The following is a 26,351-nucleotide window of genomic DNA, read 5'->3' as shown; positions in this document are numbered from 1 at the left end:
CATTCCCTTAGGTTTAGTTTCCATAAAAATAAAAAAAGAATCTGCTTTCGCAAATTCTTTTGTGTGAGATCGTAGAAATTAAATTATACCTAGTTGCTCAGCAATATCTTGTTTATATTTTTCAAATGGAGCATTTGTAGATTCAAAAATTTCTGCGCCAAAAATATCTTTTTTAACTCTTTTAATATCCATTTCCTCTAATATATCAGCAATTTCTTTTATTTGAGAATCAGAATATCTTTTTCTTTTATTAATAATATCAAATGAAATATTCTTATGAAATTCGTATCTGTATTTTAGTTTAAACATTTCTAAAAATCTATCCACTTCTTCTAATGATGACAAGTTTTTTAAACGAACAAGAATATCTTCAGAAGAATTTATATTAATAATTTTATTATGGAAATCTTTTTCTTTATAATTAAAATTTAATTTAAACTTTAACATTTTATCTAAAATAAAATCCTCTGAAACCGGTATTACTTTTGACAAATGTTTATTTTTAATATCAAATTCTTTCTCTTTTTTAAACAACGAGTTACAAGGATAACAACTTGGTACAAAATTGAATATGGATAATGAAAGAAATGGAAAAGCATTCTTAGGAAATACATGATCTAAAGTAAAGTGCTTTCTATACAAAGCTATTCTTATATTTACATTTTTAGATAGTTCATTGATTACAATTTTTCCAATTTTTGGGAACAAGTATTCTATATCTTTAACTTTAAGTCTTCCTCCTTTCCTTTTTTCCAAAATTTTGTTAGCAGTATTTTCAGAAACCCCTTCAAAAGTTTTTAAAACTTCCTTAGGTGCGTTATTTAATATTTCATCAACAGAAATATAATTATACTCTTCAGTAGTAAAACTATTTATAAAATCTATATTACAGTAATAACAAGTTTTTATTTCTAATTCCTGTTTGATAAGAAAATTTGCAATTTTAGGTTGATAAGTTTCATATTTATAAGTTTCATTTTCGTAAAAAATTTTATTTAAGTCTTTCCAGTTATTATCGTCTAAATCCTGTTTTTCTATCAACTCTTTCATTTCTGAAAAACTGCTAGACAAAATCAATTCTACACTAAGGTTAGTATCTATCTTTTTTACAGCAGTGTCTATTTGTCTTTTTAATTTTTTTGAGAATAATTTTAAATATTCATTAATGAAGTTTTTCTTTTTTATTTCTACAAATTCTGAAGTAGTATTGTTTAAATATGGATAATTAATCTTTCTCATTATTTTGTTTTAAAATATTAATTTCATTTAATCTTTTTTTCAATCTAACTTCTTCTATATCTAAAAGAGTTGTTTCTAAAAAAAATAAAGCTAGCTCGTCTAAGTGATCTTCTAAAATATTTTTAAGATACTTTTCTCCTATCAAAGAAATTAACTTAATATAATTATCTTTCTTTATTTTATATATATATTGAGCTTTTAAATATTCCTCAGAATTTTTTTCTAACCCAATCCATACTTTAAAATCTTGTAAAAATTCATGAACTTTTGAAACAGCAAATTCTCCCTTAGTACTTGTAATGAAAAAGCCATCAGTTAGCATTTCGTGAATATTCTCGGCAAACGTATTATCATTTTGATATTTTTTAGGCCATCCATTATCTAAAAATAAAACATTTTGTTTAGGTATATCTGATAAAATAAAAGGAGAATGTGTTATAAAAATGATATTTAAATTATGTGTACTAGAAACTTTATAAACAGCCTTTAATGATTCTAAAAAATATTTTACAAACTCTCTCTGATATTCAGGATGTGCATATAATTCTATCTCATCAAAAACAATATTTATATTTTTATAAGTAATTAATTCATGTTCACCTTCCAAACTTTTAAATTTTTGAAAATGGTAGGATTGTACAGATTTTAAATTTCGTAAATGATAAATAACTGAATGAATGCTAAATATTTTTTGCTTCTCACCAGAGCTAAAATTGCTAAAGTTATTATTGCTGATTTTATTTTCAAAGAAATACTCAACATTAAAAAAAGAGGGTAAGGATTCTTTGATTGAAAAATTATTACTTAAATACTTTCTTAATTTTGTTTCAGATACTTCATCTAAAAAAATAGAATAGCTTTCCTCTATCTTTTTAGATAAAAAATCAATTGTAATAGTTTTTGATTTATTATTTCTTTGAATATCTTTTTTATCTATATATGTATATCTCAAAAAAAATAAAGCTTGCCTAAGTTTATCTGTATTATGACTGGAATCATTCGATAAACTTTCAATATATTCTTTCAGTAAAAAAAAATTTGCAACCTTATATGAACTAATTAATTCTCCGTCAATATTTAAAGGCTTATCTTCATAAAAACACTCTTCATACTCATTATATATTGGATAATGAGTAATTTTTCTTAATTTATTAAGTACATAATCTAAAGCGAAATGATAAAAAAAATTGTTTTTATTAACATGTACTTTATACTTCAATCCATAAAATTCTTCAAATAATATTTGTAAAATTTTTTCTTTTTCATTTTCAGAAATATTAATTCTTTCATCTTTTTTCAATTTATCATCCCATAAAAGCTTTTCATAATCTAAACTTATAGTGATATGTGTAATTATTTTGTTTTCAGATAAAACTCTTAATTCTTTTTTCTGAAGAATATTAACAAGAAACCTGGAGCGTGCTAACTCCTTTTCAACATTTATATCAATATTTCCTTTATTTCTATATGGATTAATAACTATAGGTAATTGATAACCATCATTTTTGTGAAAGACTCCTTTTAACCATTCTCCCATTTCTTCTGTATTGTATCCATAATGAGAATAATTAATAATCATATTATAAAACAAGTCTTTGAAAAAATTAATTTCTACAGGATATAATTCTAAATCTTTAAAGCTATAATCTTTTCCAATATCATGAATCTTCAAAACATTCTTAGGCTCACCACTTCTATTGTAACTTTGTCCACTATTAAAATAATCTGAGAAAAATATTTCTTCATTAATAATTGTTATTTTTCTAATATTACTTCTTGTAATATCCTTATTAAGTTCTAAAAAAGGGCTTTCATGATAATAGTACAATTCAATATTTAGCTTACTTAAATCTTTAGAAAGACTATTTTTCATTTTTTTTATATTCTTTCTATATAAAATTTTGCTTTCCTTATTTTTTCCTTTTTCATATAGATATTCAGGAACAATAAAGTTTTTATCAATTTGCAAAGCAATTCTTACAATTGATGCAGTCATTAATTCTATAATTGCGCTCTTACCACTTCCGTTTTTTCCAACAATTGCAGAAATATTAATCTTAAGTGGAGTATCTTCTCCTTGATAATACAGGTTTTCTGGTATTGTTGTTTCATGTTTAATTCTTGTAACGTCTTTAATATTTTCGACATCAATATTATAATCAAAAGTATCAATCCTTTCTTCCTCATTAAAAAACTTATAATCATTATAAAATTTATAAATTCGTCCCTCTTGTAAATTTTTCAAAAATTTTGGATTGCACCCAGGCAAAGGTCTAATCGCTAAAAGTTTAAAGCTCATGTATTATCGTTTTTCCCAAAAGTAAATAAAAAAACCACAATTTTCATTGTGGTTTTCCGTAATATATTTATATAATTTTTATTCTAATTCTCTCTTCAAAAACTTCCCGGTCAAGCTCTTCTTAGATTTCACAATTTCCTCAGGAGTTCCTTGTGCTACAATTTGTCCGCCATGTTTTCCTCCTTCCGGTCCAACGTCAATAATGTGGTCTGCCAATTTGATGACGTCCATATTATGTTCGATGATGATGAATGAGTTTCCTAATTCCACCAATTGGTTGATGGCATCCATCAGGATCTTTACATCTTCGAAGTGAAGTCCTGTAGTAGGTTCATCAAGAATGTAAAGGGTATTTCCAGTTTGTCTTTTTGCCAGTTCGGTTGCTAACTTGATACGCTGCGCTTCTCCTCCTGAAAGGGTTGTTGACTGCTGTCCCAGGGTAATATAGCCTAAACCTACATCCTGTAATGTTTTTACTTTCGCAAAAATCTTAGGAATCGGCTGGAAAAAGTCTACAGCTTCATCAATCGTCATATCCAGAACATCGGAAATTGATTTTCCTTTGTAACGAACTTCAAGGGTTTCTCTGTTGAAACGCTTTCCGTTGCAGGTTTCGCAATGTACATATACGTCCGGAAGGAAGTTCATTTCGATAACTTTCAATCCGCCCCCCTGACAGGTTTCGCATCTTCCGCCTTTTACATTGAAAGAGAATCTTCCCGGTTTGTACCCACGGATCTTACTTTCCGGCAGTTCTGCGAAAAGATTTCTGATGTCGGTAAACATTCCTGTATAGGTCGCAGGATTGGAACGTGGCGTTCTCCCGATTGGAGTCTGGTCTACGTCTACAATTTTGTCGATATTTTCAAGTCCTTCTATCTTTTTGTAAGGTAAAGGTTCCTGAACAGCTCTGTAGAAATGCTTGTTAAGGATCGGATATAAAGTTCCGTTGACCAATGAAGATTTTCCACTTCCGGAAATTCCGGTCACCACTACCAGTTTTCCTAAAGGAATATCCAGGGTTACATTTTTAAGGTTGTTTCCTGTGGCTCCTTTCAGTACAATATTTTTACCACTGCCTGCTCTTCTTTCGGCAGGTATTTCAATTTTTCTTTTTCCGTTAATATATTGAGCCGTGATCGTATCTGCCTTCAGTAAGTCTTTCGGTTTACCCTGCCAAAGGATTTCACCTCCGAATTTTCCAGCTTTTGGACCAATATCCAGAACCTCATCAGCTTCCAGAATCATGTCTTTATCATGCTCCACCACCAATACGGAATTTCCGATGTCTCTAAGGTTTTTCAGGGAATGGATCAACCTCTCGTTGTCTCTCTGGTGAAGTCCGATACTTGGTTCATCAAGGATATACAGTACATTAACTAACTGGGAACCGATCTGTGTTGCCAGACGAATCCTTTGAGATTCTCCTCCTGAAAGAGTTTTGGAACTTCTGCTCAGACTCAGGTAATCTAAACCGACATCCAGTAAGAACTGTAGTCTTGTTTCGATCTCTTTTAAAATCTCATGAGCAATGATCTTATTTTTCTCTGAAAATTTATCTTTAACATCTGCCAGCCAGTCTTTCAAATCTGAAAGGCTCAATCCGTTCACCTCAGCAATATTCTTTCCATCAATTTTAAAGCTTAAACTTGAAGGCTGAAGACGGGTTCCATTACATTCCGGACAGGTTTCTTCTGTAGTGAAGTGTCTTTCCAGCAAAATAGCTTCGTACGATTCTCTTTCATCGATAATCTCTTCCATGAAAGTGATCAACCCATCAAAACTGATCTTTATTTTCTTGGTAATCCCTGCATATTTCAGGTCTTTATTGAATTCTTTATGACATCCGTTATAGATATAATCAAGAGCCTCTTCAGGAATATCCTTCAATGGCGTTGTTAATCCTAATCCGAAGATCTCAAGGATGTTTTTGATCTGTGAAAGAATCCATTTATTGGATTTAATATCTTCTAAAGGAAGTAATCCACCCTGGTTGATCGATAGCTTGGGATTGTCTATAAAATAATCGGTATTGATCTTTTTGATCGTTCCCAGTCCTTTACAGTTGGGGCAGCTTCCTTTTGGAGAGTTGAATGAGAAAGTGTTAGGTTCAGGTAATGCCAGAGAGTGTCCTGTCTCAGCATCCATCAGGTTTTTAGAGAAATATTCTATATCTGTACTTCCCAATTTCTGAATTCCGATAATTCCCTCACCCATTTCCATCGCTGTACGCAATGATTTTTCCATTCTTCCTTCTGATGCGCTTTCTCCGATGATCCAACGGTCGATAACGATGTCAATATCGTGGGTTTTGTATCGGTCAAGTTTCAGATCATATTCAATATCCTGAAGTTCGCCATCAATTCTTGCCTGTCCGTACCCTTTTTTCGCCATCTGTACAAAAAGCTCATGGTAATGTCCTTTTCTGGAACGTACCACAGGCGCCAGCAGCATGATCTTTTCTTTTTTATAGTTTTCTTTGATGGTTTCCAGAATCTGATCTTCGGTATAACTTACCAGCTTTTGTCCTGTAGACAAAGAGTATGCATCCGAAACTCTTGCGTATAAAAGACGCAGGAAGTCATACAGTTCTGTAACGGTTCCCACAGTAGATCTTGGGTTTTTATTGGTGGTCTTCTGCTCAATGGCAATCACCGGAGAAAGTCCTTCAATCTTATCTACATCCGGACGCTCCAATCCACCCAGGAACTGACGTGCATATGCCGAAAATGTTTCGATATAACGGCGCTGTCCTTCGGCAAAAATCGTATCAAAAGCGAGTGACGATTTCCCACTTCCGGAAAGCCCGGTAATCACAACAAGTTCGTTGCGGGGAATTTTAACATTAATATTCTTTAGATTGTGTTCACGAGCTCCGTAAACTTCTATATATTCTGTTGATTTGCTCATAATCTGGAGTGATTTTGTCTGAAAATCACGACGTGCAAAATTACGGATTTTTATGGAATTTTTTCGAATTTCAAAGGGTTAAAATTTTTATAATAAAGCTTTGTTTCTTCTGATTGCTATGGTTTTATTTACAAGAATACCGATTATAGGTTTTGGCTAAAGCCAATGGATCTTTTATTATTGAAAAAACGGGCTAAAGCCCGTTTCTATTGAATTTTCAAACCAGAGTTTGTGCTGATTTTCAAAGATGTTTATTAATAATCCTGAATATTGTAAGTTTAACAGAAGAGTGAAACTTACCATCAATCAGGGTTTACTTACATAATATTCCCAGACTGCGCGGCTGATGTCTGCAATGATCTTTTCTGTATCCTTCATTTCTTCGTTGATGTTTTTCAGATATACTGATAAAATATAATGTTTCCCATTGGGAAGTGTTACAATACCAACATCGTTCATTGCAGCTCTCATATTATCATCATTTCTATTTGATATTCCGGTGCGGTGAGCCAATTCGGTACCTTCCGGCAGGCCTGCCTTCATCCAGGTTAATCCTCTGGAAGTCTCCACCATGATTCTGTACAGGTATTTTGTGGTATCTTTCTTCAGTACTTTTCCCTTATAGAATTTTTCTAAAAGGGCTGTTGTGGCAAGCGGAGTTGTGGTATTCAGATAGAATTTTTCAAAAGACGACATTTGCTGTTCGTTCACTTTGATGGTAAAATCTTTAATCCCCTGCTGGTTGATGAATTTCTGAACTGTTTGGGTGCCTCCTAAAATATTCAGAAGTATATCGCATCCATTGTTGTCACTATGTGAAACGGTATATCTCAGTAACTGATCTAAGGTAAGGTTCATGTTTCCCTGCGGATATTCGTCTCTGATAGGGCTCCAGGTATCAGGAAGCAGCTCTTCTTTTTTAATGAAAAACTTTTGATCCAGCTTCAGTTTTCCTTTATCCACCCGGTTTAAAACCGCCAAAGCAATATGAAATTTGAAAACACTCATCAAAGGGGTATTTTTGTTTCCATTGATGCTTAATGTATCCTGATCTTCTATTCCTTTCAGAGAGATTCCTACAGTCGCATTTTTGATTGAAATAATTCCATGGATCTTATTTCTCAGGTCATTAATGGTCTGACTCTTAATTTGAATACAGGAAATGAAAAGAATGATTAAAAATGAGATTTTCTTCATTGAAATAAAGTTTTATTTATCACCTAGGTCAGGCAATAGGATGTTAAAAATGCCGTATTTTCTACGGCATTTTATATTTTAACGGATGATATACTTTTAAAGGAATTTTACATATCCTGAAACTCAATATCTTCATTACTTATTTTCACAAGATATTCAATACCGTCTATTGCTTTGGCAATGATCTGATTTCTCAGGATATTTGCCATATTTTCCCAATAAGCTCTTCCATAAAAAGAATAGTTTTGTGGTATAATTTCTACCTCAACGGTTCTTACAAAACCTTCTTTAGGTTTATTGCTGATCATAGTTCCTCTTCTTACCCTTACTTCTCTCAATTCATCTTTCAGGATCATACGACAATAGTTTTTGACATCTTCAAGGGAAATAATTTTATCTCTTGTTGTCAGGGCATATTTATAAGCCTGAATGCTATCTGTTCCTTTTTGCTCTTCAGCCCCACCCAATGTTTCTGTAAGCAGAACGACCGTCTGAGATTTCAGCTGATTAGAGAGTTCTGTTCCGGGACGCATATGATTCGCCAATGTAGAATTGGTTACCCAGAAAGAAGCATAGGTATGGTCTGTTTTTTCCACCGGCTCCATGATAACATAGTTCAGCTCCTGTCTGATATTTCTCTTGGCATTGTTTACTTTCTGCACCATAGACTTCATTTTATCAGACATCTCACTCAGAACTCCTTTTACATTGTCTCTGTTCAAAAGGGAAAATGCTGCAATTTCATCTCTTGTAAGCTCCAGAACATTAGCGATCATATCTACTGCATTTCTACTGGTGAAACGCTCCATTCCTCCTTTTCTTACGGTGTACAATCCTTTCTTCAGATCTCCGGCAGGCGTAAAAGGGATTTCCGTATATTTTCTTCCATCGCCATCCTGAACCTCATCTACATACAGGAAGTGCTCTCCTTCATCTGTTACCAAAGGAATATTGTTTCCCATAATATCAAGGCTGTACTCTGTTTTCTTCCAGCCCCGGTTATAAATCGGGAAAGCATTCAGTACAAATGAGAAGTTATCCAGGATCTCAGCAGAAAACTGTGGCGGAAACTCAAACGTAAGCCAAAGGTATCTTTTACCATCTATATACTTTACAATTTCTTCTTTTGCAGTAAGGAAATCAAGATTTTGCGGCAATTGGCCCGGCTCTGAAAACAGACTGCTTGATATTCCGGTGATCTCAATAAATTTATGGCGGTAAATGCTCTTTATATCTTCAATCACTTTATTTCTGATAGACTGTTCTTTGAACATCTGCTCATAGCCATCTGTATGACTTTCCGTCAGGTAGCTCAGTCCTTCTCTTACAAATAAAGGATTCCCATTACTGGAAACGGTTATATAAGGCAATAATTTATAAACAAAGTCAAGATGCTCAAAGGCTGGATTGGAACAGAATACGCTCAAATATTTAGGAAAGTTTTCACTCACATATTTAGTAACATCCACTCCTATTGTAATTTTTCTGTAATCTTCCGGTTTACCGGCAAATCTCGCAATAGGAATTTTATTGAACCGGTCATCAATACTATAGCAGGTATTTCCTACAAACATAATTGATGTATGTACTTTATTGATTCTTACATTCCCTACTGGTGTAAAAGGAATATTCAACTGTTTATCAGATTCTGATTTTACCGTAGAAGTCATTTGTTTACGAAAGAAAAACTCCGTATGTTCCAGTAAAACTTCTGAAGACTCATAAGGCTGTGTAAAAGCAACCGCATGAGACGGAATGGGATGGGTATAAATAGACGGGGTAAGCAGTTTGGCCAGTTTTTCCAAAATACGGGCATTTACCGTCTGTATTTCATTATTCGCTTTAAAAACTTCTGTACTGAATGCATCAATCAATAGTTTGACGAAAGGGTCTAAAGATTGTGGGCTCTTCAGTCCCCATACTTTAGTGGCATTCTGAAGCATCCTTGCTTTTACAGATTCTTTGGAATAAATATTCTGATCTAAATTCATAATTTTTTTTTCACTGTTAAAAATATTAATCAATAGACATAGGGCTCAGAAACAGCTCAGTAGAAAAACTGAAACGTTCTCCTGTTTCTTCCATTTTTGCATTGATGGCAATTCTTACTTTCTTTTTGATTTCGGTGTGTTCTTTGGTATCGTAGCTGTGTTCTACAAATTGTATGTGAGCATCGATCTGCGGGTTTACAATTCTTGGTTCATATTCAAGAATCTGTCTTCTAAGGCTTTTGACAAAAACATTTTCCCAGATGGCGCTGGTAACTCCATTATCGAATTCCAGGTTCCAAACGTCGTTTCCATAGTTTTCATCATATCTGTTCTCCCCTTTTTTGGTGGTGATCAGCAGCATTATATTGTGGGCAATACTTTCGCCCATATCGCAGGTATCGATACTTCCGCCTTCGGTCATTAAAGTAGACGGAACGAAAGGCATTCTGTAATTTGGTGTATCCATAACTTCTTATTTTTTACTTCATGGTCCTGTCTTAAAAACGAAATACCAAAATACACATTTTCACCAAATAATTGCTACAATCCATCAAAATATTATTCAAAAATAAGGGCCCTCAAACTGAATTGAAAGCCCTGAAATTCTTATATGCCAGTATATCTCTTACGATTACTTTAGTTGTCTGCATTTTTCCTGTTGATAAAATAATAGACCGGAAGTCCCAATAAGACCATTACAAATCCCGGCCATGTATATTGCTGTTTATAAATCAACAACAGAATACAGAAACAGGTTCCTATAAGCAGATAAATAATAGGTGTTACAGGGTAAAGCCACGTTTTATAAGGTCTTTCCAATGCAGGCTGTTTAATTCTCAGATAAATAACCCCGAAAACCGTTATCATATAAAATAATACGATCACAAAAGAAATCATATCCAAAAGATTTCCGTACTGCCCGCTCAGACAAAGGATGGAAGCCCAGACTCCCTGCATCCACAAAGCATTTTCCGGAACTTCATTTTTATTGTTTTTGATGGCTGATTTAAAGAACATTCCATCTTTAGCCATGGTTTGAAATACTCTCGCTCCCGCAAGGATCAGCCCGTTATCACATCCGAATGTAGAGATCATCACTAATAATGCAATAATAATGGTTCCCGCACTCCCGAAAATATTCTGCGATGCAGCTACAGCAACCCTGTCATTGGTGGCAAAGGCAATTCCGTCTCTGTCTAATGCATTAAGGTATACAAAATTCACAGCTATATAAAGGATCATGACAGCTGAAGTACCATAGATCATTGATTTTACTACATTCCGTTTCGGATTATCTATTTCCCCTGAAACAAAAGTAACACTTTCCCATGCTACAGAACTGAAAACTGAGCCCACCATTGCTGCTGCAATTCCTCCCAATAAAGTCATCCCCCCAATAGGTTCCCAACCTTCTTTAAGAAAGTTGCCCGTCAGATCTTTTTTAAGATTATTGAATGAATCTGCTCCCAAGCTAAAATTTTCAGACAAATGAGAGAAGTCAACCAGAATAAAACCTAATGCAATCAACCCTAGTAATGCAATAATTTTGGATCCTGTAAATACATTCTGAAGGATTTTTCCACTTTGTACTCCTCTGGTATTAATATAAGTAAGCAGGAGGATCACGGCAATAGCCAGAATCTGAATCCATGTAATTTTAAATTCACCACTTTGGAAAATAGGTGCAGCATCATTAAGAGAAGGTACCAGATAGGCTGTAAATTTACCAAAAGCCATCGCTACCGCAGCAATCGTTCCGGTTTGTATCACCGTAAACAAGCCCCAGCCGTAAAGAAATCCCATTCTTTTCCCAAAAATTTCTTTAAGATAAGTGTATTGTCCCCCGGCTTTAGGAAAAAGAGCAGAAAGTTCGCCATAGCTTATAGCCGCTGCTACTGTCATTATCCCTGTAATGATCCATACTACAATCAGCCAGAATCCTGATCCCAGGTTCCGCATCATATCAGCACTTACAATAAAGATCCCACTTCCGATCATAGATCCCATCACCAACATGATGGCATCCCATAGTTTCAGTTTTTTCTGCATAGTCAAGTATAGGCCTCAAATATAAACAAATCTCTCTTTGATTTTGAAATTTATTGATATTTTGCGCAATTGCCTGTTTTTTATCACCCCTTACTCCTTTATGATTCAATTTTAATTAGTATTTTTGAGGAAATATTAAAAAATGAAATTTAAAACGATATTATTTGCTGCAGCGGTAACTGCTTCCAGCCTGGCTTTTGCACAACAAAGTGGTCCGCCACCCGGAAATGCTTCAGTTGGTGACACTTATGGAGGTGCGGTATCTTCCTCTGTTGAATCTAAAGCTATCACGGTAGATAAACTGAATAAACAACTCAAAAAAGACAATAAAAAGATTGAAAATATAGCCGTTAAAGGAAAAGTAACCGATGTCTGTGATAAAAAAGGATGCTGGCTTACTGTTCAAACAGAAGACAACTCAAAGTTTTTTGTGAAAATGAAAGACTATGCCTTCTTCGTACCTACTGCTCTAAAAGGTAAAAATGTAGTATTGGAAGGTAATGCAGAGAGAAAAGTAATTTCTGTAAACGAGCAGAAACATTATGCTGAAGATGCTAAAAAACCGCAGTCTGAAATTGATGCCATTACACAGCCGAAAGAAGAGATCAGGTTTGTAGCGAATGGAATCAAAGTGGTTAATTAAATTTTAATTATATAGGTCCTTTTATAAGGATAAAAAAATAATAAAAAGCTCTGGAATTTATTTTCAGAGTTTTTTTAGGTTTTGGCTAAAGCCGGATTGTATTGGATTTTTATTAAACGGGCTAAAGCCCGTTTCTATTGAATGAATAGAGTTTGTAGATTAATAAGGTCTTTTATAGGAATGAGCATTACCTTTTCTATAGAATAAGTTTCGGCGATCCTTTGGATCGCCGAAACTCTTAATCTTCTATTTTAAAATCTACCACTGCATCCAGCTTAGGATATTTAGTCGCAGAAATAAATTTCTTTCCGGTACAGTCTATTTCCAGCCAGCCTTTTTTTCTTCTTACATCTCCGGCTTCCATCACAAAAGGAATAAAAGAGATTTCCTCCTTTCCTTCTTCTTTGGTTTCCCGATACTGAACAGCAATGTCTAAGATACACTCGTGTTCTGTATTCAGTTTTACATTTCTGTAGACAATATCATAATGAGTTTCTTTATTCTCCGGAATTTCAAGGTAAGTTTCCCAACCTGTAATATCTGAATTCAGCTCACTGATTGCCTTGAGTGCATAGTATAACGCAACCGTATAGTATTTTCGGGTTCCCTTTCTTGTATAGTCGTCTACAAAATGTCCGCCTTCAAATAATATGGTAGGCATTCCGGCTTTGATGAAGTTATCTCCGGTGGAAGTTGGATAAAATTCATCAGAATATCTTCCGATCTGGTTGGGGATCATTTCTTTCAGGTGGTTGTAAACATTTCCGATTACTGCCATACATTTCTTACGGTTTTCGGTTACGGTACGTTCCACATTTTCTGAAGGAGCCAGAAAGGAAAGTGTAGCAGGATGAATACCATCTGTTGTGAAAATGGTTCGCTGCTCATGGAGGTTTAATGCATAATCATATTTCTTTGAAGAAGCTGCTTTTTTCAGAAACCTGATCTCTTTACTGGCTTCATTATGAAAATCTCTGTTCAGGTCAATATCTGAAGCATTAAGTCTTGTCCATCTTTCAGAACCATCGGGATTCAGCATAAATATAAAATCCAGTCTGATCTTACTAAGAAGATCTTCTTTCATTTCAGGAGCTTTATCAAGACTAATCAAAAGGTCTAGCATAGCATGGGTGGCGTTGGATTCGTTACCATGCATTTGTGACCAGGCCAGTATCTGAATGTTTCCGGTTCCGATGCTTAACTGATAAATCGGTTTATTTAAATAGGAAGTACCGATCTCCTGAATATAATCGCTGAGATTCGTCTGTAGGTAAGAAAATAATTTTTCTGGGGAAATATAGCGATTTGGAAAATCGGGGGTTTGAGTATAGATCTGTTCAAAATTCATTGTTGGAATAATTTACAAGAATCAAATTTAACCATTTTAAGGCATAAAAACTAAATTAACATATGTAAACAAGTGTAAAATCGGGCAATTTTTAGAATTTACATTAAAATTTAAGCTGTTTACAGAAGTTAATCCGTGATGTTTTTAATGAAATTTACAGATTAACACCTGTAACATTATTAAACAATCTGCCTTGACAAAATGTCTGTGGATAAAATTGTGGATTGCGAATAATTCAATTCAATATATTTAAATAGCATATTTTCAGCTAGTTATGAAATCTATCTAAATACTATTTGTAAATATACTTGAAGTCAAAAAAGAGATGTTTTATGACAAATATGCCGTATTTTATTAAACATATAAAATGAGTATAACAAGGTAATTTAATCCTATAAACAATTGTAAATCGAACAAAATTCTAAAATCAGCAGGAAAACTGATCCTGATTTCTATTTTTTGGAGCTTTAAAAACATCAAAAAAACGAGCCATTTAAAAAATAGAGGTTTAGCTACTAATTACTTCTTAGAATAGCCATAAAACAAGCTATTTACATCAGTAATTTACGCTTGTATATCATATAATATCCTTTATTATTAGTACTTTAGTCAATATTTCCTTCTATTCTACCTATTTTGATCATAATCCAGTAATTTAACAATGTAAATAAGCGAAATAAGAGCTTTAAGGGAGCGAAATCTTCTTTAAAAAGCAATAATTTACATTTATAACCTGATTTTAGCCGTAATTATTATAGAATATTACCTGGGATACCAGCCATATAGAATCTGAAGTTTAGTATTATATATAATAGAACACATTTGTAATTAATTTATATTTTATTGTTTTATAGTATATTATAACTAGTTTACATTTGTATATGAAACAAATTTTCATTTATTTACAATTGTAGTTTGTATTTGTAAATTTTATGTTTTACATTTGTAATATAATTAAAGACTTATTTTTATGAGTTTAAACGAAAGAATTTCAAAAGTTATAGAGTATTCCCAGCTTACCTCTTCCGAGTTTGCAGATGAAATTGATGTACAGCGTTCTTCCATTTCGCATATTACTTCGGGAAGAAACAAACCGTCTCTGGAGTTTATCATAAAAATAAAATCCCGATTTCCGGAACTTCTTTGGGACTGGTTGGTTACTGGTGAAGGCGAAATGTTGAAACCAAAGACAGCCGATCCTGAACTTACAGAAAAACCTATAGAGGAAGAAAAGGTACATACTACTCCTCTGCCCGATCTCTTTACCATGATCAATGAAGATGATGAGTTCGGAACTGATGAAACCGAAATGGAGCTTCCTCAGACACCTTCTGGAGAATCGTTTATACCGTCCCAAGGTAAAGCTTCTGAGCAAATATCCGATTCTCAGCGATTAGATAATTCTGCGGAACAAATACTGAGTCAAGTTATTGGAAATCAAACCAATAAAATAAAACGTATCGTTTTGTTCTATGAAAATGGAAAATTCGAAAGTTTTGAACCTTAAAAAGTCAAAATTAATAGCTCATCCTAAATAAAAAAACCTGGCTAAAGAATAGCCAGGTAAAAAATATTTGAAGAAGAAAACTAAAGCTATTGCTTTATTAATTTTGTAATTTTGGCAGGTCCGCAATCATTATATATTTTAAGAATATAACTTCCTTTCGGCAGATCTGAAACACTGTACTCTTCTGAACCTTTCAGCGTTCTTACCATCTTACCGGAAGCATCAATAATGTCTACTGCACTTATTTTCATTCTTTCCGGATTATTGATCTTAAAATGATCTTTCACCGGATTCGGATATACCTGTACCCTATTGTCATACTGCATGGTTTCTTTTGTGCCCAATGAAGACGTAGTGTATGTGATTATAAAAGGCATATCTACAGGAACGTCAGGAGCTGTTGTTGGGAGCCCGTCATCTAAAATACTTACCCATGTTCCTCCAACGGCATTGAATTGTTTAGCATTAAAAGAGGCTAATCCTCGTGAATCAACAATCGTTACAGAAGGTAAAAAGCCTCCACTGGCTGGTGTCACATTCTGTAGCTGATATTTTATCCAGTAGGTTCCCGGATTTAATGTAACAGGAGTATTTGCCGTTATTTTCCATATTTTACGGTTGGTAGCAGGGGTTGTAACCGTGGAAGGAACACTTGTATTTCCAATTCTGTACATTCCCGCATCTACTCCGGCACTGAATCTATTGGTGGTATCATCTCCATATACACTTACAGCACCTGCTACTGAAGGATCTGAACTATAGATATTAACTCTTACGGTATTAAAAGGAGCAGTAGTTCCTGTATAGCCGGTCTGGTAGGCAAAGAAATCAATTTTACTGATCTGCCACTGTCCCCCTGCAGGAATTATAAAATCATCTGCTAAGAAAAAGCTTGCAGTAGCTGAATTGTATGTTCCTGATATTCCAAACGAAGAATTTGTCTCTGTAGTATTTCCTGCATCATTCTGCAGTTCTGACCATGTGTACCCTGCGGGTGCGGCTGCACCACTTTTAGAATTTGCCCCAGTACTTAAACCTCCGCTAGAGAAAGTTTGTGAGAGGCAGAAATTAGCTACCACTAAGGCAGCGAGAAGTAAAGTTTTTTTCATGTTTTAGTTTTTATCGTTTTATCAAATGTAAAAAATATAAATGAAATTAACAATAAAAATTAATTTATTTTATCAAATACACATATAATAAAACAATTAATAACATTATATTCAATAATCATTAAATGCAAAAAACTCATTTTTCATAGTAAACATCGCTATTCTCTCTCATTAACTCGAATAAAAAAAGCCCACAAATTATGTAGGCTTTTGGTATTTTATAATCGTATCTGTTATTTTCTTCTTCTTTCAAGTTCTTTCTTGATAAGACCGAGCTCTCTTCCGGTCTGTCCGGCTACAGAGGTGTTTTCTCGGGCTCTTCTTGTAAGATAGGGTACAACATCCTTTACAGGTCCATATGGAAGATATTTAGCCGCTTTATAGCCTTTATCTGACAAGTAGAAGGTAATATTATCACTCATCCCGTAAAGCTGTCCGAAATAAACGTGTGGATTATCATTTTCGAGAGACTTGGCTTTCATTTTATCCATGATCAGTTCTGAAGAGATCTCATTATGGGTTCCAAAGAAAGCAGATACCTTATCCAAATGGTTCATCACAAAGTCAATTCCTGCATTATAGTTTTTGTCAGAAGCTTCTTTGGTTGGCTGTATCGGATCTTCATATCCTTTTTCAGCAGCTCTGGCTCTTTCTTTCTCCATATAAGCACCACGAACGATCTTATATCCGATGAAATAATTCTTCTCTCTTGCTCTCTGAAGGTTGGCCTCCATATACTCCAGCCTTTTGGTTCTGTACATCTGGATGGTATTCCAAACGATAGGCTTCTGCTGGTTATATTTCTCCATCATCTCTTCGCAAAGGTGATCTGCCGCATCCTGCATCCATGTTTCTTCCGCATCTACCATTACTTTTTTATCATGTTCGTGGCAAAGACTGCATACCTCATCAAATCTTCTTACTACTCTTTCCCATTCTTCTTTCTGACTTGTGGTAAGTTCTGCTCCTTTCCCAACAGCTTCGTACAGATCTATTCTTCCAAAAGCAGTAGGCTTGAATACAATAAAAGGAATTGCCGGGTTTCCTACTGAGAATCTTACGATGTCTTTGATCTCTTTACATACCGCATCAAAAGTTGCTTCGTCTTCCTTTCCCTCAATCGAGTAATCGAAAATACTGCCGACTCCCCTTTTGAAAAGCTGTTTTACAACCTTCATACTTTCTTCACGGGTTTCACCTCCGCAAAATTGCTCAAATAAAGTGTTTTTTACAATTCCTGTAACGAAAGGAAAGTTGTTGTGTACGGTGAAGTTAAGAACAGATGTTCCAAGACTTGTAAGAGCGGGCTGTTCAATCATTTTAAACATCCAGTACGCCTTTCTCAATTGTGCATCAGACTTGTCTGCAAATGCAACTTTAGTATCATTAAAAATGGGCATTCCTATTTATTAAATTTAGTTACGCAAAGGTAATAATAACCTCAGTTTATTTAAAGAATTTTTTTATAATTTATGTTCTATTCCATTTAAAAGCATCGCAATGATTCCTACAAAAACCCAGAATCGTAATAGATTCAGTGTAAAGAAGTTGCTTCTTCGGGTCGGATTTAAAAAGAGATAAATACAAAGAATCATAACGAAAAGTCCGCCGGCAAAATAATAAGCCATAAATCCTGACACCCCTGTTTTGGTAATAATCTTCATAGAAACAGCCATGGTAACCAGCAATAGCGTGATCAGGATGATCTTTGTATTTCTGCTTTTGAAATAATTGGGAATGGTGATATACCCAAATGTTTTATCAACACTTTTGGTAAGGGTATCTTTGACAATATCAATGCATAAAAGGATCAGGAAAAGGAAAACAGCCATCAGAAATACCTTCTTGGAAAAGGTTTCATAATACACCATCATTCCGAAAAAAGGATACAGGGTAAGGCTGACAAAAGTAAGATTGTTCAGAATCAGTATCCGGCTCAGTTTATGGCTGTAAAACCACATAAAAAACTGATACACCACAAAGAAAACAAAAACATTATGGGAAATTGCCCAGGCTACCCCCAAAGAGATTGCACTCAGCCCCAGATAAGCATATAAAAAATATTTCTGCTTAATGAAACTCTGAACTCTGGTTCGGAAAGGTTTTACAATATGGTCTTTCTCCAGATCATAGAACTGATTGATAATTCCACCTGCGAGAATGGTAAGAACCGTACAGAAAATAATGCCATGAACTTTAAAGTCGAATACAAAATTTCTGAAAGATTCATCCTGGTTGAACAGGAAAAAAGTGGAAACATACAGGGCAAACGTCAGTAAAGCAGCTACAAAAAAACGTGCTCCGAGCAGAAAGCCCACGAATTGTGAAAATCTGTAAAATAGAGATTTTGAAATAAAATTTTTAGATTGGAAAGTTTCTTTTTCAGAATTCATTCCAATCTGTTTAAAATCTGTAAATCACCTCTTTTTGGAAACCGTCAAGCATTTTTTCTGCTTTTTCGTAATCTTTGGTGAATCCCAAAATATAGCCACCGCCTCCGCTTCCGCAAAGTTTCAGATAGTATGCATTGGAATCAAGACCTTTTTTCCAGATATTAAAGATACTTTCAGGGATCATCGGGCGGAAATGTTCATATGCCCAGTGAGAAAGTTTTTTTAAGTTTCTGAAGAACGGATTCATGTCTTTTTTCAGGAAAGCATCGATACAGGCGTTGTTGTAACGGATAAACTCTTCTTTCAGCGTTTTACGGAAACCTTCGGTTTTCATTTTCTCAAAGAAGATCTGGATCATAGGCCCTGTTTCTCCGGTAATGCCGGAATCGATCAGGAAGATTGCTCCTTTTCCTTCTTCTCCATCCGGAATAGAAACTCTGTCTAAATTTTCTTTATTTTCAATAAGGATCGGAAGGTTCATGTAGCAGATCAAAGGATCCATTCCTGAACTTTTGCCATGGAAATAGCTTTCCATTTCTCCGAAAACAGCTTTTAATTTCTTAAGATTATCTTTTGAGATATTCTCAGGATTCAGCTTGCTGATCGAATATTTTTCAAAGATCGCAGCCACCAGAGCTCCTGAACTTCCTACTCCATATCCCTGAGGAATGTTGGAATCGAAGAAAAGTCCGTTTGAAATATCGTTTTTGAAACGATCAATATCCAATCTGAAATCATCAGACAGATCAAGCGTCGTAAGAAAATCTGAATATTTCTGCAGATGTCTGTTGGAATTAAGCTCAAATTCAGAACCTAGATCTGAAAATTTCAAAGCTCCTTTATAGAAACTGTAGGGTACTACAAGTCCCTGGGAATCTTCGATCATTCCATATTCTCCAAACAGAATTATTTTTGCATAAAATAAAGGGTTGGTCATTTTGACAATAAATCTTTTTGCAAAGTTAAAAATTATTCCGCTGAATATAAGCAAAACTCAGGCCGAAATATCTATAATTTTAGGTTTATATCCTCGTTTTATGTTCTAAAAATAATAAAAAGCCTGGATATTCAGGCTTTTTATTTTCATTTAATGACAATTATTGTTTAATCAGTTTCTTATTTACGGTTTGTTTTTCTGTTTCAATGGTGATGATATAAGCCCCTGTCTGAATTGTAGAAAGTTTCACTTTCTCTTTATTTCCTTTTAAAGAGGATTATGACAGCATCAGCCTTCCGGCTTCATCATAGATTTTATAAACCTTCAGACCTTCTTTGGAAGAAATGATCATCATTTTTTTGGTAAGATTCGGATAACAACAATTAAAACAAAAAAGACGCTAAAAATAACGTCTTTCAATTTTATAAAGTTTCTCTGTCTTTTCTCATTTTTACTTTCAGGAATCTGATCAATATCAATCCGGCCCCAAAGAACAGGGTCATTGATAATGCAGCGATCCTCATATTATTAAAATGTTCGATCAATGTTGCAAAGATGAATGTTCCGATAATGATGGCAATCTTCTCCAATACATCATAGAAACTGAAGTAGGTAGTATTTTCCATAGAGTTTTCCGGAAGTAGTTTTGAATAGGTAGATCTGGACATTGCCTGAAGACCTCCCATTACTAATCCCACCACGGCTGCTACTCCATAGAACTGGTATTCTACCGTTGGATTTTCTTTGTTCAGGAAGTAAGCCCATACGCAAGCAACAATCCATAAGGCAATGGCAATTGAAATCACATTTCTGTTCCCTATCTTTTTGGAAAGTCTTGAGAAGATCACCGCTCCGATAATTGCTTCAATCTGGATCACCAAAAGGGTTCCGATCAGCTTATCCTGGGCAAGATTGATCTCACTTTTCCCAAATAAGGTAGCCATAAGGAATATCGTCTGCATCCCTACACTGTAGAAGAAGAAACTTGACAGGAAGAATTTCAGATTTCTGTCTTTGAAAAGTTCTCCACCTACTTTAAATAATTCATGGAAGCTTTCTTTTGCAATATCTTTATAGAAGCTCATATTGTCTTTCAACACTTCAAAGAAACCTCCCTGCTCTTCATGTTTTTTGAAGATATTCTTGTAATTCAGCAGGACAAGGTCTTTAGGAAGTTTATCTTTCACATCCCCAAATTGAGGAAGATGCTTGAAAGTGTATTGTGAGAATCCGAACCACCAAGCCCCCGTCAACAGGAAGCTGATTCTTGTGAATAAAAGCTGCTGTGCTGCTCCTTTGGCAAAAACCTGGATCAGAACCAGACAAATTACTACCAATACTACAGAACCGATATATCCGTAAACATATCCTCTTGCAGAAAGGGCATCCTGTCGATCCGGTGTCGCAATATCCGGCAGGAATGAGTTATAGAACACCAAACTTCCCCAGAACCCTACACTCGCTGTAATACTGAAGAGAAGTCCCAGAAACACGTTATGCATTCCTGTAAACATTGCCAGCCCCATGCATGAGGTTGCTCCCAGATAGCAGAAGAACTGCAGGAAAGATTTTTTGTTCCCAATGGTATCGGCCAGTGAAGATAAAAACGGTGACAGCAATACAACAATAAAGAATGATATGGTCAGCGAATACCCATAAACGGCATCCGGCTGGTATTCTTCTCCAAAAATTTTGATCATATGCCTCACCGGAACATCAATCCATTTTTTTGTTTCCGCTACATATTCTTTCTTTTCATACGCAGTGGTAAGAATAGAGTAATAGATAGGGAAAATGGTGGAAGTAATGACCAGGGAATACACGGAGTTTGCCCAGTCATATACAGCCCAGGCTTTCATAATCTTCGGATTATTCTTTATGTTTTTAGGCTGTCGATTCTCAGTTTCAGACATTTCAAATATATATTAGTAGCACAAAAATAAAAAAACCATTAAGAAATGGATGATTTTTTAAAAAAATTATCGATTCCTTAATGGCAATATATTCTGAAACAGAATATTAGATATTTTCAATCACAATCGCAGAAGCACCTCCACCACCGTTACAGATCGCAGCAGCACCATATTTTGCGTTGTTTTGTTTTAATACGTTGATCAGGGTAACAATGATTCTTGAACCTGAACTTCCCAGTGGGTGTCCTAATGCTACCGCACCACCGTTTACATTTACTTTAGCAGCATCTAATTCTAAGATTTTGTTGTTCGCTAATCCTACTACAGAGAAAGCTTCGTTGAATTCGAAGAAATCGATGTCTGATATTTCTAAACCTGCTTTCTTAAGAGCGATTGGTAATGCTTTAGCCGGAGCAGTTGTGAAGTTTTCAGGCTCCTGAGCTGCATCAGCATAAGAAACGATCTTTGCTAAAGGTTTAAGGCCCAATTCTTCCATTTTTTCTTTGGAAACAAGGATCAATGCAGAAGCTCCGTCATTCAATGTAGAAGCATTGGCAGCAGTTACTGTTCCATCTTCTTTTTTGAACACGGTAGGAAGGGTTGAAATTCTTTCGAAGTTTACTGCTTTGTATTCTTCATCTTCAGCAAAGATTACAGGCTCTCCTTTTCTCTGAGGAATAGAAACCGGAACGATTTCTTCATTGAATTTTCCTTCGCTCCATGCTTTTGCGGATCTTTTGTAAGATTCTACAGCGAAGTTATCCTGATCTTCTCTTGTGATGTTATAGTCTGTAGCACATTTTTCTGCACAAACTCCCATATGTACTTTGTTGTATACGTCTGTAAGACCGTCAAGTACCATTCCGTCCTGCATTTTGATGTCGCCTAATTTTGTAGCCACTCTTGCATTATAATAGTGAGGAACCAAAGACATATTTTCCATACCTCCAGCAACAATTACCTCTGCATCTCCGGCTTTGATAGCCTGAGCAGCCATCGTCACAGCCTTCATTCCTGAAGCACACACTTTATTAACGGTAGTGGAAGGGGTATTGATTGAAAGACCTGCTCCTAAAGCTACCTGACGAGCCGGCGCCTGGCCTTCTCCAGCCTGCAGAACATTTCCCATATAGATTTCCTGAACATTCTCAGGGGCAAGACCTATTTTGTCTAATGCTCCTTTTACAGCAGTTGCTCCCAGTTTTGTAGCCGGAACTGTTGATAAACTTCCCATAAAACTCCCCATTGGTGTTCTTACTGCGGAAACGATGAATACTTCTTTCATGTATATAATTTTTATTTTAGCTCAAATGAAACGATGGTTTCATTTTTATAGTTTAAATTTATTTTACTTTAATGTATACCATATCAAACTGATCACCTTCAATCTTAGTATTGACTTTCAAGAGATTATCCTGAGTAGCCACTACTGTATTGTTGAAAACATCGCCAATCTGTGCGGGATCATTTTTATCAGATTTTTCTATAACAATCGATTTATAGTGGCAATCATCAACGAAAACTAATGTTGATTTTATATAATCTTTTCCATTGTTGAAATATTCGGTCTGAACATTATCTTTAATGGTCATATGCCATATGGCTTCCGGATAGTTTGCTCTCAGAAATTTTCCATCTTTAATGTTGGTACATTTTACAGGATTATCCGGTTTTTTCTCTTCTTTTTTCTGGGCCTGAGCCCCTGTAGCAATCATCAACAGTATTCCTGCTGAGAATATCTTTAAAAATTTACCATTCATATCTGTGTTCTGTTGTTTACTTTTTTGTTGCTTCCGGCAAAAACCATCAGAAAAACGCCTAAGAACTCTACTACCCAGCCCCATCTTAATTTCACAACGCCAGCAAAAGCTTCTCTCCAGGATTTGAATGGCAAAAAGCTGAAATACTGCAGAGATTGCATCTTCACCGCCACCAGGGTAAATCCAAATAAAAGAATAAGCAGAATTCCGAAAAATCTTACAATTTTTGTGTTGTTATTGACAATTCCAAAAACGGCACATGCAGCCAGAATCCAACAGGCAATAGCAAGATAATGATCAAGTTTCCAATAATTCCAGTTCCCAATAATAGGGACATGAACCAAAGGTAAAAAACTACCTATGACTACCAGCAGTAATCCTAATAACTGAATATTTTTCATATTTACTAAAGTGCCAAAATACAAAAAAAAACACACTTTTAAATAGTGTGTTTTAAAAATAGGTGTTCGACACCCAAACGACTGTTAGTTATAATAAAAATTAAAATATATTATTTAAAAATCAAAAATATTCAACATTCATTATCAAATTAAAAATTAACACTTGCAATCTCTATTCCAATCTGAAGTCCATATTTTTTCTTCAGCAATGCACTGTCGTTGAAGGCAGGCGTAAAGTCCTTTTGAATAAACAGATTAAAGCCATGATAACTGATTCCCAATTTCGCACCCGCTATAAAATCATTCACCCCATGCATCACTTTCTCTCTCTCAACAATCCTCCCGGAATATTCATTGGAATATTTGGAATAATTGACACTTCCTACCCTTAGTCCACCATAAATCCCCAGAATAAGACACAGCTGATCTTTTCTGTTATCCAGATATTTAACTCCTTCATATTCTTTATATTTTGGATTCAAAACCCACTTCAGATCGGCCGGAATCATCACATACGTATTGTAAAGAAGGCTTTTTTTAAGGGTTCCGCGATCAAAATCTGCGATGAATAAATGATGATCATCCTGTTTGAATGACAACCCATATTTTGGGGTATACTGATCTGATCTTGCTCCAAGTCCGAACCGGTAGAAAAGAGGACTGGTATATCCTCCGATCTGGTTTCCGTACCATAAGGTAAGCTGCCACGAATCTATGATGTTGTTCCTCATATCAGACCCTTTGTTGTAAAAATTAAATGGCTGATTTTTTGAGGTAAGCCCTGCTCCTACCATACCAACTGAGAGTTCAAAAGTTTGCAGATAATTTTTGGGATTATTATTTTTTCTTCTTTCATTAAATTTCATATTCAGCCCATTAAATCCCAGCCAAAATTGGTCTCTGCCTGATTTTATAGTATCAGGTCTTAGGACAGCGTCTTTCACAAGTTCCTTCGTAGCCATTTCAAGATCCTGTTTCTGCAGGTCTACTTTTTCATTAATGATCTGTTCATATTTCGAAGCTACCATAGCCCGCTGATTCTGTTTTTCCTCGGAGGTAATTTTCTTTTCTTTAAATTTTTTGTCAATCAGGTCCAGCTCTGCATTCATTTTGCTTTTTTCAGTCTGCACAATGCTATCAATCTTTTTTGAGTAGGCGGTCAATCCGTTTTCCGGAGATTCCTGAGCCATTGCATAGCCAAAAGCCATTATAGCTGCGATTAATGTTAATTTCGTTTTCATAGTATTGATTATTTTTAGACAATATTTCACCTCTGCCCCTATTGTGAGACAGTTTCTTTATGGTAGAAAAATCATTGTTATTTACTTTCCAGAGAATCGGAATAAACGGTTATTCCCAATATTTTAAGTGAATTAGGATTTTTGAGCCGAATTTTCGACATATTCAAAGCTCCGAATTTTTTAAGATCGGTCTTATTCTCTTCTCTTTTTTTGTCAAATTCCCGCCCCAAAAGCAATTCGTCTGCTTTGATATAATCTGTTTTTTTAGCTGTAATATTTTTTTCAGGGAAGTCATTTATATTCTTCTCCAGCGTCGGAGCGTAGATTTCATTATGCTGAAAAGCTACTGTTTCTTTTTCAGCGAGCGTCAGTTCTTTATTTTTCCAGACGAACTCCTGTTGATAAAGTTCGGGGGTATCGGTTACTTCCTTAGTATTCTTATGATTGATATTATCCTGTGTTATTTTGATTTCAGTTGTCTGTATTTCCGAAGTCTGTGGAAGACTGATATTCGGGGCAGCATTATTTTCTTTTGGCTTTACCTGAACATGAGCAGTGGTACCAGAAGGATTTGCCGGATGATCTCCATTCAAATAAAGCAATGTACCCACCGAAATCAAAACGATCAACACAGCAGCATACCTCAACCACTGAAAGCGTTTTTGAGGACGTAAAACAATGGATTCCGGGCTTCCCTGCTCTATTCTGTCCCAAAGATCTGCAGAAGGCCTGATCTCGAGCTCTTCATAGTCAGATTTTAATTGTTTCAGCATTTCTTTTCTCATTTTCTTTTGCTTTTAAAAATTCGGCAAGCCATTTTTTCGCTTTGTTCAGTTGACTTTTACTTGTTCCTTCAGAAATATTGAGAATTTCCGCAATTTCGCTATGTTTTTTCTCTTCGAAAACATACAGGTTAAAGACCAGTCTATATCCCACAGGCATCCGGGAAAATATTTCTTCAAGGTTGATTTCCCCAGGGTATCCTTCATCGCTTTCATCGCTATAGTCTTCTGCAATCTCCACATCAGCATAAAGTATATTTTTATGCTTCCGGATGGAGGTAATGGAATCATTCACAATGATTTTTCTGAGCCAAAACGGAAAACTGTTCCAGTCTCTGCATTCGTTCAGCCTGGTAAAAGCTTTCATAAATGCATTGAGAAGAATATCTTCTGCATCATGAATATTATTGACATAAGAATTTGCAATGGCCAGCATTTTTGCCGAAAACATTTCGTAAAGAGCTTTCTGTCCTCTCCGGTCCTGTTTTTTTGCCAATAAAAAATTCTCTTCAAGTTTTTTCATGTATCGGTTTCTATTGATAAGACGACATCTTTTGCAAAAGGTTGCCTGGAAAATAAAAAAAAATGCACTTTTTTTCAAAAGTGCAATTTAATATTTTAATAACCGTTAG

General features: G+C 35.0%; 21 protein-coding genes and 1 pseudogene. 2 read left to right on the top strand and 20 right to left on the bottom strand.

Annotated features, from left to right (window positions below; genetic code table 11):
• Positions 1-78 precede the first annotated feature (78 nt).
• The 7 genes from AC106K_RS05370 to AC106K_RS05340 form a co-directional block, all read right to left on the bottom strand.
• Positions 79-1,239: a hypothetical protein gene (locus AC106K_RS05370; RefSeq protein ID WP_482443608.1), complete on the bottom strand. Its 1,161-nt coding sequence runs from the start codon at positions 1,237-1,239 to the stop codon at positions 79-81.
• The gene (locus AC106K_RS05365) at positions 1,226-3,538 is read right to left on the bottom strand and encodes a hypothetical protein (protein WP_482443607.1); all 2,313 of its coding nucleotides are present in this window, start codon (positions 3,536-3,538) and stop codon (positions 1,226-1,228) included. Before AC106K_RS05365 ends, AC106K_RS05370 begins: the two co-directional genes overlap by 14 nt.
• A 78-nt stretch (positions 3,539-3,616) precedes the next feature.
• The gene (gene uvrA, locus AC106K_RS05360; protein ID WP_185288649.1) at positions 3,617-6,448 is read right to left on the bottom strand and encodes an excinuclease ABC subunit UvrA; all 2,832 of its coding nucleotides are present in this window, start codon (positions 6,446-6,448) and stop codon (positions 3,617-3,619) included.
• Between the two features lie 306 nt (positions 6,449-6,754).
• Positions 6,755-7,645, bottom strand: a complete 891-nt coding sequence (gene bla, locus AC106K_RS05355) for a class A beta-lactamase, subclass A2 (RefSeq protein WP_482443606.1) — start codon at positions 7,643-7,645, stop codon at positions 6,755-6,757.
• Between the two features lie 107 nt (positions 7,646-7,752).
• Entirely contained in the window at positions 7,753-9,636 is a 1,884-nt protein-coding gene (locus tag AC106K_RS05350) for a type VI secretion system baseplate subunit TssF (protein ID WP_482443605.1), read from the bottom strand.
• Between the two features lie 25 nt (positions 9,637-9,661).
• A complete protein-coding gene (locus AC106K_RS05345) occupies positions 9,662-10,102 on the bottom strand; it encodes a GPW/gp25 family protein (RefSeq protein ID WP_047095769.1) in 441 nt (146 codons plus the stop codon).
• Positions 10,103-10,272: 170 nt separating this feature from the next.
• Entirely contained in the window at positions 10,273-11,685 is a 1,413-nt protein-coding gene (locus AC106K_RS05340) for an APC family permease (protein ID WP_482443604.1), read from the bottom strand.
• Positions 11,686-11,827: 142 nt separating this feature from the next.
• Here AC106K_RS05340 and AC106K_RS05335 point away from each other — a divergent pair, with 142 nt between their 5' ends.
• Positions 11,828-12,328, top strand: coding sequence for a DUF4920 domain-containing protein (locus AC106K_RS05335; RefSeq protein WP_482443603.1), 501 nt, complete (start codon positions 11,828-11,830; stop codon positions 12,326-12,328).
• Between the two features lie 238 nt (positions 12,329-12,566).
• Here AC106K_RS05335 and AC106K_RS05330 read toward each other — a convergent pair whose 3' ends face one another.
• Positions 12,567-13,676: a M14 family zinc carboxypeptidase gene (locus AC106K_RS05330; protein ID WP_482443602.1), complete on the bottom strand. Its 1,110-nt coding sequence runs from the start codon at positions 13,674-13,676 to the stop codon at positions 12,567-12,569.
• Positions 13,677-14,646: 970 nt separating this feature from the next.
• Here AC106K_RS05330 and AC106K_RS05325 point away from each other — a divergent pair.
• Entirely contained in the window at positions 14,647-15,183 is a 537-nt protein-coding gene (locus tag AC106K_RS05325) for a helix-turn-helix domain-containing protein (protein WP_482443601.1), read from the top strand.
• An 86-nt stretch (positions 15,184-15,269) separates the two neighbouring features.
• On the opposite strand, the gene AC106K_RS05320 is transcribed toward AC106K_RS05325, so the two are convergent.
• The 12 genes and pseudogenes from AC106K_RS05320 to AC106K_RS05265 all read right to left on the bottom strand — a co-directional run bounded on the left by AC106K_RS05320 (position 15,270) and on the right by AC106K_RS05265 (position 26,242).
• Positions 15,270-16,292, bottom strand: coding sequence for a T9SS type A sorting domain-containing protein (locus tag AC106K_RS05320; RefSeq protein ID WP_482443600.1), 1,023 nt, complete (start codon positions 16,290-16,292; stop codon positions 15,270-15,272).
• A gap of 233 nt (positions 16,293-16,525) precedes the next feature.
• Positions 16,526-17,692, bottom strand: a complete 1,167-nt coding sequence (locus AC106K_RS05315) for a proline dehydrogenase family protein (RefSeq protein ID WP_482443599.1) — start codon at positions 17,690-17,692, stop codon at positions 16,526-16,528.
• A gap of 63 nt (positions 17,693-17,755) precedes the next feature.
• Positions 17,756-18,685 carry a UbiA family prenyltransferase gene (locus tag AC106K_RS05310; protein ID WP_482443598.1) on the bottom strand — a complete coding sequence of 310 codons (930 nt, stop codon included), beginning with the start codon at positions 18,683-18,685 and terminating at the stop codon, positions 17,756-17,758.
• A gap of 10 nt (positions 18,686-18,695) precedes the next feature.
• The gene (locus tag AC106K_RS05305) at positions 18,696-19,622 is read right to left on the bottom strand and encodes a mevalonate kinase family protein (RefSeq protein ID WP_047095680.1); all 927 of its coding nucleotides are present in this window, start codon (positions 19,620-19,622) and stop codon (positions 18,696-18,698) included.
• Between the two features lie 160 nt (positions 19,623-19,782).
• A pseudogene (locus AC106K_RS05300) lies at positions 19,783-19,878 on the bottom strand (T9SS type A sorting domain-containing protein); the annotation flags it as partial.
• A gap of 166 nt (positions 19,879-20,044) precedes the next feature.
• The gene (locus AC106K_RS05295; protein ID WP_047095682.1) at positions 20,045-21,535 is read right to left on the bottom strand and encodes an MFS transporter; all 1,491 of its coding nucleotides are present in this window, start codon (positions 21,533-21,535) and stop codon (positions 20,045-20,047) included.
• Between the two features lie 106 nt (positions 21,536-21,641).
• Positions 21,642-22,820 carry a thiolase family protein gene (locus AC106K_RS05290; protein WP_482443597.1) on the bottom strand — a complete coding sequence of 393 codons (1,179 nt, stop codon included), beginning with the start codon at positions 22,818-22,820 and terminating at the stop codon, positions 21,642-21,644.
• 58 nt (positions 22,821-22,878) lie between these two features.
• Entirely contained in the window at positions 22,879-23,295 is a 417-nt protein-coding gene (locus AC106K_RS05285; RefSeq protein WP_482443596.1) for a hypothetical protein, read from the bottom strand.
• Complete coding sequence (locus AC106K_RS05280) at positions 23,292-23,696, bottom strand: hypothetical protein (RefSeq protein WP_185288637.1); 405 nt, start codon at positions 23,694-23,696, stop codon at positions 23,292-23,294. Before AC106K_RS05280 ends, AC106K_RS05285 begins: the two co-directional genes overlap by 4 nt.
• Positions 23,697-23,845: 149 nt before the next feature.
• Positions 23,846-24,937: a hypothetical protein gene (locus AC106K_RS05275; protein WP_482443595.1), complete on the bottom strand. Its 1,092-nt coding sequence runs from the start codon at positions 24,935-24,937 to the stop codon at positions 23,846-23,848.
• A gap of 77 nt (positions 24,938-25,014) precedes the next feature.
• Complete coding sequence (locus AC106K_RS05270) at positions 25,015-25,722, bottom strand: hypothetical protein (RefSeq protein WP_482443594.1); 708 nt, start codon at positions 25,720-25,722, stop codon at positions 25,015-25,017.
• The gene (locus tag AC106K_RS05265) at positions 25,688-26,242 is read right to left on the bottom strand and encodes an RNA polymerase sigma factor (protein WP_482443593.1); all 555 of its coding nucleotides are present in this window, start codon (positions 26,240-26,242) and stop codon (positions 25,688-25,690) included. The genes AC106K_RS05270 and AC106K_RS05265 overlap by 35 nt, the downstream gene beginning before the upstream one ends.
• Positions 26,243-26,351 lie beyond the last annotated feature (109 nt).

The organism is Chryseobacterium sp. FR048, assembly GCF_056844665.1.
This window is presented reverse-complemented; position numbering and strand designations above follow the sequence as displayed.